Raw genomic sequence first — 10,989 nt, 5'->3', positions numbered from 1 at the left:
AAGCTAGTAAGATCCCTGAAAGATGATCAGGTTGATAGGTTCGAGGTGGAAGCATGGTGACATGTGGAGCTGACGAATACTAATAGATCGAGGACTTAACCATATAATATGTAGCAATGTTATCTAGTTTTGAAGGAATATGCCTTCAATAGTTTGGTGATGATGGCAGAGAGGTCACACCCGTTCCCATACCGAACACGGAAGTTAAGCTCTCTAGCGCCGATGGTAGTTGGGACCTTGTCCCTGTGAGAGTAGGACGTCGCCAAGCAAAAACCTAAGTCGTTTCGACTTAGGTTTTTTTGTGTTTATTTTTATATACCAAATCTTAATGAGGAAAAAGAATGAAAATGAGGGTATTGAGAGTAATAGGAATGATTTTTTGCTTGTCAGGTTTTCTAAGTGCTCCCAAACAATCCTTATAATAGGAACTCTTATTTCTACTACAAGTATATATTTTAAATAATGAGAGTGAAAAAAGCGGGATGATATAAACAAGTATTCGATCATTATAGTAATGGTTGCGATACAAAGGAATATAAACGATATGCTTTATATTAAAGCATATGGAATTTGTACACAAACCGTTTTGTGTATGATAGATCTCTAGAAATATATATTCTAATTTCTTATCCTTCTTGCATATAGTTACAATTATTCTTTTGAATATAACTAAAACACGAACGTTATTGATTAGTAATAAAAAAACATTCGATTATTTGTTGACATTGTTTATGAAATATTGTTAATATAGCCATAGAAAGAATAATATATAAGACCTCATATAATCGCGGGGATATGGCCTGCAAGTCTCTACCTAACGACCGTTATTCGTTAGACTATGAGGGAAAGTCACTCGGTATTTTTCTATTCACAAGGGATACGTATGCCTGAGTAGAGCGCTTTCTCTCATAGTAAAAGAGAAACTGTTCTATTTCAGGCTTTTTTTATTTGAATCGGGGGGATTCTAATATGAAATCACTAGTTGGAGTCATAATGGGAAGCACGTCAGACTGGGAAACAATGAAATATGCTTGTGACATTTTAGATGAATTAAATATACCGTATGAGAAAAAGGTTGTATCCGCTCATCGGACTCCGGATTATATGTTTGAATATGCAGAGACGGCTCGTGAACGTGGATTGAAAGTTATTATTGCTGGAGCTGGTGGAGCAGCACATTTACCAGGAATGGTTGCAGCGAAGACGAATCTTCCTGTAATCGGAGTTCCAGTTCAATCAAAAGCGTTAAACGGCTTAGATTCATTATTATCCATTGTCCAAATGCCAGGAGGAGTTCCAGTTGCAACTGTTGCAATTGGTAAGGCTGGTTCAACGAATGCTGGTTTACTTGCTGCACAAATAATTGGATCATTCCATGATGACATACATGATGCATTAGAATTGAGAAGAGAAGCAATTGAAAAAGATGTGCGCGAAGGTAGTGAGCTAGTATGACGAGAATCATTTTACCTGGAAAAACAATCGGTATTATTGGAGGCGGCCAGCTAGGAAGAATGATGGCATTGGCAGCTAAGGAGATGGGATATAAAATTGCTGTTTTAGATCCTACAAAAAACTCACCATGTGCACAAGTTGCTGACATTGAAATTGTTGCATCATATGACAATTTAAAAGCAATTCAGCATTTAGCAGAGATAAGTGATGTTGTCACATATGAATTTGAGAATATTGATTATAGATGTTTACAATGGCTTGAAAAACATGCGTACTTACCACAAGGTAGTCAGTTGTTAAATACAACGCAAAATCGTTTTACAGAAAAGAATGCGATTGAGAAGGCTGGGTTACCAGTAGCAACGTATAGATTAGTTCAAAATCAAGATCAGCTTACAGAAGCAATTGCTGAGTTATCATTCCCTTCCGTCTTAAAAACGACGACAGGTGGATATGATGGGAAAGGGCAAGTTGTTTTAAGAAGTGAAGCTGATGTTGAGGCAGCAAGAAATCTTGTGGATAAAGCAGAATGTATTTTAGAGAAATGGGTGCCTTTTGAAAAAGAAGTATCAGTTATTGTGATTCGTAGTGTAAGTGGTGAAACAAAAGTGTTTCCAGTAGCAGAAAATATTCATGTAAATAACATTTTACATGAATCTATCGTTCCAGCTCGCATTACAGAAGAGCTTTCTCAAAAAACAATTGCTTATGCAAAGGTACTTGCGGATGAATTAGAACTTGTGGGAACACTAGCTGTAGAGATGTTTGCTACAGATAATGGTGAGATTTATATTAATGAATTAGCGCCAAGACCTCACAATTCAGGACACTATACACAGGATGCATGTGAAACGAGTCAATTTGGTCAACATATTCGAGCAATCTGTAATTTACCTCTAGGAGAAACAAATTTGTTAAAACCAGTTGTCATGGTAAACATTTTAGGCGAACATATAGAAGGGGTCCTAAGACAAGTGAATAGATTAACCGGGTGCTATTTACACTTGTATGGAAAAGAAGAAGCAAAAGCACAGCGAAAAATGGGGCATGTTAATATTTTAAATGATAATATTGAAGTCGCTCTAGAAAAAGCGAAGAGTTTGCATATTTGGGACCATCAAGAACAACTGTTGGAGGGAAAAAGATGATTAGTCGTTATACACGCCCTGAAATGGGTGCGATTTGGACGGAAGAGAACAAATTTAAAGCGTGGTTAGAAGTTGAGATTTTAGCTTGTGAAGCATGGGCTGAGCTTGGCGATATTCCAAAAGAAGATGTTAAAAAAATTCGTGAACATGCATCATTTGATATTGATCGTATTTATGAAATTGAAAAAGAAACACGTCATGACGTAGTTGCATTCACTCGTGCTGTATCAGAAACGCCGGCATTAGGCGAAGAACGTAAATGGGTTCATTACGGTTTAACATCTACAGATGTAGTAGATACAGCATTATCTTACATCTTAAAACAAGCGAATGAAATTATATTAAAAGACTTAGAGAACTTTGTAAGCATTTTAGCTAACAAAGCGAAAGAGCATAAATACACAATCATGATGGGAAGAACACACGGTGTTCATGCAGAACCAACGACATTTGGTTTAAAACTTGGTCTTTGGTATGAAGAGATGAAACGTAACGTAGAGCGTTTCAAACAAGCTGCTGATACAGTTCGCGTTGGTAAATTATCTGGTGCGGTTGGTACATACGCAAATATCGATCCATTCGTAGAAAAATATGTTTGTGAAAATTTAGGATTAGAAGCAGCACCAATTTCAACACAAACATTGCAACGTGATCGTCACGCACACTACATGTCAACACTTGCACTAATTGCAACATCTATTGAAAAGATGGCAGTTGAGATTCGTGGTTTACAAAAGAGTGAAACACGTGAAGTTGAAGAAGCTTTCGCAAAAGGTCAAAAAGGTTCTTCTGCAATGCCACATAAGCGTAATCCAATTGGATCTGAAAATATGACTGGTTTAGCTCGTGTTATCCGCGGTTATATGATGACAGCTTACGAAAATGTTCCATTATGGCATGAGCGTGACATTTCTCACTCTTCGGCAGAACGCGTAATTTTACCAGATGCTACAATCGCATTAAATTACATGTTAAATCGCTTTGGTAATATCGTTAAAAACTTAACTGTATACCCAGAGAATATGAAACGCAATATGACAAGAACATACGGCTTAATTTATTCTCAGCGCGTAATGCTTACACTAATCGACAAAGGTATGGTACGTGAAGAAGCTTATGATATCGTACAGCCTAAAGCGATGGAAGCTTGGGAAACACAAGTACAATTTAAAGAGCTTGTAGAAGCTGATGAGCGTATTACAAGCAAGTTAACACAGGAAGAAATTAATGAATGCTTCAACTATGAGCATCATATGCAACACGTTGATACAATCTTTGAACGCTTAGGATTAAACGAAGCGTAAAATTTCATATGGCACAGAATAGAGTCATTCTGTGCCATTCTTTATAAAAACATTATTCACATTTTTCAAACTACAGGGGGCTTGCGAAATGCAAAAGCTAGAATTGCTGTATGAAGGTAAGGCAAAAAGAATTTATCGTACAGAATCAGCAGATATGGTTTGGGTAGAGTACAAAGATAGTGCGACTGCTTTCAATGGGGAGAAAAAAGAGACGATTACAGGAAAAGGTCGTTTGAACAATGAAATTACAACTTTATTGTTCAGAAAGTTACAAGAAGTGGGAATTAAAACACATTTTGTTGAGAAGTTATCTGAAACAGAACAACTTGTTAAAAAAGTGAGTATTATTCCTTTAGAAGTTGTCACAAGAAATGTAATTGCAGGAAGTCTTTCAAAACGATTAGGAATGGAAGAGGGAACTGCACTTGCAGAACCAATCGTAGAATTTTACTTCAAAGATGATGATTTAGGAGATCCGCTTGTAACGGAAGATCATATTCGTGTATTAAACGTTGCATCACCAGAGCAAGTAAGTGTATTACGAGATATGGCTCTACAAATCAATCAAGTGTTGATTGATCATTTCGCAAGCTGTCGTGTAAGATTAGTAGATTTCAAATTAGAGTTTGGTGTAACGGAAGAAGGAGAAATCATTTTAGCGGATGAAATTTCACCAGATACTTGCCGTTTATGGGATGAAACGAGCAATGAAAAGTTTGATAAAGACGTATTCCGTCGCGATCTTGGAAATTTAACAGATGCTTATGAAGAGATTTTAAAACGTTTAGGGGGAATTTCACATGTATAAAGTTAAGGTATATGTAACATTAAGAGAAAGCGTATTAGATCCACAAGGAACAGCAGTAAAAGGAGCACTTCATAGTCTTTCATTCACAGAAGTACAAGACGTTCGAATCGGAAAGTACATGGAACTAACAATTGATAAATCTGTATCTGATTTAGATAGCAAGGTAAAAGAAATGTGTGAAAAACTATTAGCGAACGTTGTAATGGAAGACTTCCGTTATGAAGTTGAGGAGGTTGTCGCACAGTGAAATTTGCCGTAATAGTATTTCCGGGTTCGAACTGTGATGTCGATATGTTCCATGCAATTAAAGATGAGCTTGGCGAAGAAGTAGATTACGTTTGGCACGATACAGAGAATTTAGATGAATATGATGCAATTCTACTACCAGGTGGATTTTCTTATGGTGACTACTTACGCTGCGGTGCTATCTCTCGCTTTGCTAATGCAATGAAAGCAGTGCAAAAAGCTGCTGAGCAAGGAAAGCCGATTTTAGGTGTATGTAATGGATTCCAGATTCTTGTTGAATCAGGATTACTACCAGGAGCGTTAATGAGAAACGAAAACTTAAAATTTATGTGTCGCACTGTTCAGTTGCGTGTTGAAAATAATGAAACGATGTTTACATCACAATATGGAAAAGATGAAGTAATTAATATTCCAATCGCGCATGGTGAGGGGAATTACTATTGTGATGAAGCGACGCTTAAACAATTAGAAGAGAACAATCAAATCGCATTCCGTTACGTAGAAAACCCTAACGGTAGCGTTTCAGATATTGCTGGTATTGTAAATGAAAAAGGAAATGTACTTGGTATGATGCCACACCCAGAGCGTGCTGTAGATGAATTACTTGGCGGTGCTGAAGGGTTAAAAGTCTTTCAATCTATCTTAAAACAGTGGAGGGAAACATATGTCGTTAATGCTTGAACCAAATCCAACACAAATTAAAGAAGAGCGTATATATGCGGAAATGGGGCTAACAGACGAAGAGTTTGCCATGGTTGAAAAGATTTTAGGTCGTCTGCCAAATTATACAGAAACAGGGTTATTCTCTGTAATGTGGTCTGAACATTGTAGTTATAAAAATTCGAAACCAGTTCTTCGTAAGTTTCCAACTACAGGTGAGCGCGTTCTGCAAGGACCTGGAGAAGGTGCTGGAATTGTAGATATCGGTGATAATCAAGCAGTTGTATTTAAAATGGAAAGTCATAACCATCCTTCAGCTATTGAACCATATCAAGGAGCTGCAACAGGTGTTGGTGGTATTATTCGTGACGTATTCTCTATGGGAGCACGTCCGGTAGCTCTATTAAACTCACTTCGTTTCGGTGAATTACAGTCACCACGTGTGAAATATTTATTCGAAGAAGTAGTAGCAGGAATTGCAGGATACGGTAACTGCATCGGTATTCCGACTGTTGGCGGCGAAGTACAATTTGATCCATGTTATGAAGGAAATCCACTTGTAAATGCAATGTGCGTAGGTTTGATTAACCACGAAGACATTAAAAAAGGGCAAGCGCACGGTGCTGGTAACACAGTAATGTACGTAGGAGCATCAACTGGTCGTGACGGTATTCACGGTGCAACATTCGCGTCGGAAGAACTATCTGAAAGCTCAGAAGCGAAACGTCCAGCGGTTCAAGTAGGGGATCCATTTATGGAAAAACTTCTTATTGAAGCGTGTTTAGAATTAATTCAATCCGATGCACTTGTTGGAATTCAAGATATGGGTGCGGCTGGTTTAACATCATCATCTGCAGAAATGGCAAGTAAAGCAGGAATGGGTATTGAAATGTACTTAGATGATGTACCACAGCGTGAAACAGGAATGACACCATATGAAATGATGCTATCTGAATCACAAGAGCGTATGTTAATTGTTGTGAAAAAAGGTAGAGAACAAGAAATAGTAGATTTATTTGAGAAGTATGGTCTTGCAGCGGTTACGATGGGGAAAGTAACAGAAGATAAAATGCTTCGTTTATTCCATAAAGGTGAAAAGGTAGCTGAAGTTCCAGCAGATGCTTTAGCAGAAGAAGCACCAATTTATCATAAGCCATCAAAAGAAGCAGCATACTTTACTGAATTCCAAGCAATGAAAATGGAAACGCCAAAAGTAGAAAATTATAAAGAAACGTTATTTGCTCTATTACAGCAACCAACCATTGCAAGTAAAGAGTGGGTATACGATCAATACGATTACCAAGTTCGCACAAGCACAGTTGTTACGCCAGGTTCAGATGCTGCAGTTGTACGTGTACGCGGTACAGAAAAAGGATTAGCAATGACGACAGATTGTAACTCTCGCTACATTTATCTAGACCCAGAGATGGGCGGTAAAATTGCAGTAGCAGAGGCAGCGCGTAATATCGTATGTTCTGGCGGAGAGCCACTTGCAATTACAGATTGCTTAAACTTCGGTAACCCAGAAAAACCAGAAATCTTCTGGCAGATTGAGAAATCAGTAGACGGTATGAGTGAAGCTTGTCGCACATTACAAACACCAGTTATCGGCGGAAACGTATCGATGTATAACGAGCGTAGTGGTGAAGCTGTATATCCAACACCGACAGTTGGGATGGTCGGACTTGTGCATGACTTAAAACATGTAACAACACAAGAGTTTAAGCAAGCTGGTGATTTAGTGTATGTAATTGGTGAGACGAAAGCTGAGTTTGGCGGAAGTGAATTACAGAAAATGATTCACGGCAAAATTTTCGGTCAATCACCAAGTATCGATTTAGATGTAGAATTAAGACGCCAAAAACAAGTATTAGAAGCAATTCAAGCTGGTCTTGTTCAATCTGCACATGATGTTGCTGAAGGTGGTTTAGCAGTTGCGATTTCAGAAAGTGCAATTGGTGCTAAAGGCTTAGGTGCTACTGTGAAATTAGATGGAGAAGCAACAGCAGCATTATTCGCTGAATCACAGTCTCGCTTTGTGATAACTGTAAAACGTGAAAATAAAGAGGCGTTTGAGAAAGCAGTAGAAGCAATCCAAGTTGGAGAAGTAACAAGTACAAATGAAGTAACAATTCATAATGAAGAAAATGAAGTATTACTTACAGCAAATGTAGATGAAATGAGAAAGGCTTGGAAAGGGGCAATCCCATGCTTGCTGAAATAAAGGGGTTAAACGAAGAATGTGGTGTTTTCGGAATTTGGGGGCATGAAAATGCAGCACAAGTTTCATACTACGGATTGCACAGTTTACAGCACCGTGGGCAAGAAGGCGCAGGCATTGTCGTAAATAATGGGGAAAAAATCGTCGGTCACAAGGGGTTAGGTTTAATATCAGAAGTGTTTTCAAGAGGTGAGCTAGAAGGATTAAATGGAAAATCAGCAATCGGACATGTACGATATGCAACAGCTGGTGGAAGTGAAGTTGCTAACGTTCAACCATTGTTGTTCCGTTTTTCCGATCATAGTATGGCATTAGCTCATAACGGAAATTTAATTAACGCAAAAATGCTTCGTCGTGAATTAGAAGCAGAGGGCAGTATTTTTCAAACTAGTTCAGATACAGAAGTACTTTTACATCTTATTAAACGTAGCACGAAAGATTCTTTAATTGAAAGTGTAAAAGAGGCTTTAAATAAAGTGAAAGGTGCGTTTGCGTATCTTTTACTAACTGGAAATGAAATGATCGTTGCATTAGATCCGAATGGGTTCCGTCCGCTTTCAATTGGAAAGATGGGGGATGCTTACGTTGTAGCATCTGAAACATGTGCTTTTGATGTAGTAGGTGCAACATACATTCGTGATGTAGAACCGGGTGAATTACTTATCATTAATGATGAAGGAATTCACGTAGATCGTTTCACAAACGATGTAGAACATGCAATTTGTAGTATGGAATATATTTACTTTGCACGACCAGATTCTAATATTGCAGGCGTTAACGTTCATGCAGCACGTAAGAATATGGGGAAACGTTTAGCGGCAGAAGCTCCTATTGAAGCAGATGTTGTTACTGGTGTACCAGACTCTAGTATTTCAGCTGCGATTGGCTATGCGGAGGCGACAGGTATTCCATATGAGTTAGGATTAATTAAAAATCGTTACGTTGGACGTACGTTTATCCAACCTTCTCAAGAACTGCGCGAGCAAGGGGTTAAGATGAAGCTTTCCGCAGTAAGAGGTGTAGTTGAAGGGAAACGAGTTGTTATGATTGATGACTCTATCGTAAGAGGAACGACAAGTAAACGAATTGTTCGTATGCTTCGTGAGGCTGGAGCGACAGAAGTTCACGTAAGAATTGCTTCACCACCTCTGAAATATCCATGTTTCTATGGCATTGATATTCAAACGAGAAAAGAATTAATTGCAGCAAATCATACAGTAGAAGAAATCCGTGAAATAATCGGAGCAGATTCTTTAACATTTTTAAGTGAAGATGGATTAGTAGATGCAATTGGACGTCCATATGAAGGGAAATATGGCGGCCTATGCATGGCTTACTTTAATGGGGACTATCCAACAGCTCTTTATGATTATGAGCAAGAGCTTTTAGAAAGTATGAAATAAGAAAAGTGAGAAAAGCTTCTACTTCTTTTGATGTAGAAGCTAGCTCCTTTCTTAAAATAGCCCGCCCTGGATGGGAAGAAATTAAAAGACGAGGTGTAAATAACGATGGCGAATGCATATAAGCAAGCAGGAGTAGATATTGAAGCTGGATATGAAGCGGTATCTCGCATGAAAAAACACGTACAAACAACTATGAGAAAAGAAGTACTAGGCGGTTTAGGCGGTTTTGGAGGTATGTTTGATCTATCAAAATTTGCATTAGAAGAACCTGTATTAGTATCTGGAACAGATGGCGTGGGAACGAAATTGATGCTCGCTTTTATGGCAGATAAACATGACACAATTGGTATTGATGCAGTAGCAATGTGTGTAAATGATATTGTTGTCCAAGGAGCAGAGCCGCTTTTCTTCCTTGATTATATTGCTTGTGGTAAAGCTGAACCTAGTAAAATTGAAAACATCGTCAAAGGTATATCAGAGGGCTGTCGCCAAGCTGGTTGTGCATTAATCGGTGGAGAAACAGCTGAAATGCCAGGAATGTATTCTACGGAAGAATATGATTTAGCTGGTTTTACAGTTGGGATTGTTGATAAAAAGAAAATTGTAACAGGTGAAAAGATTGAAGCTGGTCACGTGCTAATTGGCTTAGCATCTAGCGGTATTCATAGCAATGGTTACTCTTTAGTACGAAAAGTGTTACTAGAAGATGGAGAACTATCTTTAGAGCGTATTTATAGCCGCTTAGAACTACCTCTTGGTGAAGAATTATTAAAACCAACGAAAATTTATGTCAAACCTATTTTAGAACTATTGAAGAAACATGAAGTATACGGTATGGCGCATATTACAGGTGGCGGATTTATTGAAAATATTCCACGCATGTTGCCAGAAGGAATCGGTGCTGAGATTGAACTAGGATCTTGGGAAATTCAGCCGATCTTTAGTTTGCTTCAAGAAGTTGGAAAACTGGAAGAGAAAGAAATGTTCAATATTTTTAACATGGGTATTGGTATGGTAGTAGCAGTGAAGGAAGAAGATGCAAAAGATGTTGTTCGTCTTCTTGAAGAGCAAGGAGAAATGGCTCGTATTATTGGACGTACTATACAAGGAGCTGGCGTTACTTTTAATGGGGGCACAGCACTATGAGTAGATTAGCAGTTTTTGCTTCTGGAAGTGGATCTAACTTTCAATCTCTCGTTAATGCGGTAGAAGAAAAAAGATTGGATGCAGAAATTAGTTTATTAGTATGTGATAAACCAGAAGCACGCGCTGTTGGACGGGCAAATTATCATCATATTCCGTGTTTTGCTTTTTCAGCGAAAGCATATGAGTCAAAAGAAGTGTTTGAAAAAGAGATATTAAAGAAGCTAGAAGAATATGAAATTGATTATGTTATTTTAGCTGGATATATGCGTTTAATCGGGCCGACGTTACTAGAAGCATACGGCGGGAAGATTATTAATATTCATCCATCATTACTACCGAGCTTTCCGGGTAAAGATGCTGTCGGTCAAGCGTTAGAAGCAGGTGTGAAAGTAACTGGAGTAACAATTCATTATGTAGATGCAGGTATGGATACAGGGCCAATTATTGCGCAAGAAGCAGTGGTTGTTTCTGAAGGGGATACGAGAGAAAGCTTACAAAAGAAAATTCAACAAGTTGAACATAAATTATACGTAAATACAGTGAATCAAATTATTCAGTCTGTGAAAGAGTCAACTGTTAACTAACATACAACCAGGGG

At 38.2% G+C, this 10,989-nt stretch carries 10 protein-coding genes, 2 rRNA genes and 1 riboswitch; all 12 genes read left to right on the top strand.

The features are described 5' to 3' along the window. Window positions 1-103: ribosomal RNA gene (locus tag MR143_RS17610) — 23S ribosomal RNA — on the top strand; the annotation flags it as partial. A 49-nt stretch (window positions 104-152) separates the two neighbouring features. Beyond that, window positions 153-268 (top strand): 5S ribosomal RNA (gene rrf, locus MR143_RS17605). 489 nt (window positions 269-757) lie between these two features. After that, a riboswitch (purine riboswitch) is annotated at window positions 758-859 on the top strand. A gap of 110 nt (window positions 860-969) precedes the next feature. Beyond that, the gene (purE, locus tag MR143_RS17595; protein ID WP_000839366.1) at window positions 970-1,455 is read left to right on the top strand and encodes a 5-(carboxyamino)imidazole ribonucleotide mutase; all 486 of its coding nucleotides are present in this window, start codon (window positions 970-972) and stop codon (window positions 1,453-1,455) included. Continuing rightward, entirely contained in the window at window positions 1,452-2,603 is a 1,152-nt protein-coding gene (purK, locus tag MR143_RS17590) for a 5-(carboxyamino)imidazole ribonucleotide synthase (RefSeq protein ID WP_000196807.1), read from the top strand. The genes purE and purK overlap by 4 nt, the downstream gene beginning before the upstream one ends. After that, window positions 2,600-3,907 (top strand): adenylosuccinate lyase, encoded by a 1,308-nt coding sequence (purB, locus tag MR143_RS17585; protein ID WP_000625682.1) that lies wholly within the window; start codon window positions 2,600-2,602, stop codon window positions 3,905-3,907. The genes purK and purB overlap by 4 nt, the downstream gene beginning before the upstream one ends. A gap of 88 nt (window positions 3,908-3,995) precedes the next feature. After that, on the top strand, window positions 3,996-4,715 hold the full coding sequence (gene purC / locus MR143_RS17580) for a phosphoribosylaminoimidazolesuccinocarboxamide synthase (RefSeq protein WP_001170538.1): 720 nt from the start codon (window positions 3,996-3,998) through the stop codon (window positions 4,713-4,715). Further along, complete coding sequence (gene purS, locus MR143_RS17575) at window positions 4,708-4,962, top strand: phosphoribosylformylglycinamidine synthase subunit PurS (protein WP_000278823.1); 255 nt, start codon at window positions 4,708-4,710, stop codon at window positions 4,960-4,962. Before purC ends, purS begins: the two co-directional genes overlap by 8 nt. After that, window positions 4,959-5,642, top strand: a complete 684-nt coding sequence (gene purQ / locus MR143_RS17570; protein ID WP_000666787.1) for a phosphoribosylformylglycinamidine synthase subunit PurQ — start codon at window positions 4,959-4,961, stop codon at window positions 5,640-5,642. The genes purS and purQ overlap by 4 nt, the downstream gene beginning before the upstream one ends. Beyond that, window positions 5,626-7,845, top strand: a complete 2,220-nt coding sequence (gene purL, locus MR143_RS17565; protein WP_000055571.1) for a phosphoribosylformylglycinamidine synthase II — start codon at window positions 5,626-5,628, stop codon at window positions 7,843-7,845. Before purQ ends, purL begins: the two co-directional genes overlap by 17 nt. Further along, on the top strand, window positions 7,830-9,245 hold the full coding sequence (gene purF, locus MR143_RS17560) for an amidophosphoribosyltransferase (protein WP_000879023.1): 1,416 nt from the start codon (window positions 7,830-7,832) through the stop codon (window positions 9,243-9,245). Before purL ends, purF begins: the two co-directional genes overlap by 16 nt. A 105-nt stretch (window positions 9,246-9,350) precedes the next feature. Continuing rightward, window positions 9,351-10,391: a phosphoribosylformylglycinamidine cyclo-ligase gene (gene purM, locus MR143_RS17555; protein WP_001262444.1), complete on the top strand. Its 1,041-nt coding sequence runs from the start codon at window positions 9,351-9,353 to the stop codon at window positions 10,389-10,391. Beyond that, complete coding sequence (purN, locus tag MR143_RS17550) at window positions 10,388-10,975, top strand: phosphoribosylglycinamide formyltransferase (RefSeq protein ID WP_242280874.1); 588 nt, start codon at window positions 10,388-10,390, stop codon at window positions 10,973-10,975. Before purM ends, purN begins: the two co-directional genes overlap by 4 nt. Window positions 10,976-10,989 lie beyond the last annotated feature (14 nt).

The organism is Bacillus cereus group sp. BfR-BA-01347, assembly GCF_022663835.1.
GTDB classification, from domain to species: domain Bacteria; phylum Bacillota; class Bacilli; order Bacillales; family Bacillaceae_G; genus Bacillus_A; species Bacillus_A thuringiensis_K.
This window is presented reverse-complemented; position numbering and strand designations above follow the sequence as displayed.

Coding starts and splice junctions, on each gene's coding strand:
- purS (WP_000278823.1), top strand. CDS start 4,708: ATGTATAAAGTTAAGGTATATGTAACATTAAGAGAAAGCGTATTAGAT.
- purN (WP_242280874.1), top strand. CDS start 10,388: ATGAGTAGATTAGCAGTTTTTGCTTCTGGAAGTGGATCTAACTTTCAA.
- purL (WP_000055571.1), top strand. CDS start 5,626: ATGTCGTTAATGCTTGAACCAAATCCAACACAAATTAAAGAAGAGCGT.
- purF (WP_000879023.1), top strand. CDS start 7,830: ATGCTTGCTGAAATAAAGGGGTTAAACGAAGAATGTGGTGTTTTCGGA.
- purC (WP_001170538.1), top strand. CDS start 3,996: ATGCAAAAGCTAGAATTGCTGTATGAAGGTAAGGCAAAAAGAATTTAT.
- purK (WP_000196807.1), top strand. CDS start 1,452: ATGACGAGAATCATTTTACCTGGAAAAACAATCGGTATTATTGGAGGC.
- purB (WP_000625682.1), top strand. CDS start 2,600: ATGATTAGTCGTTATACACGCCCTGAAATGGGTGCGATTTGGACGGAA.
- purE (WP_000839366.1), top strand. CDS start 970: ATGAAATCACTAGTTGGAGTCATAATGGGAAGCACGTCAGACTGGGAA.
- purM (WP_001262444.1), top strand. CDS start 9,351: ATGGCGAATGCATATAAGCAAGCAGGAGTAGATATTGAAGCTGGATAT.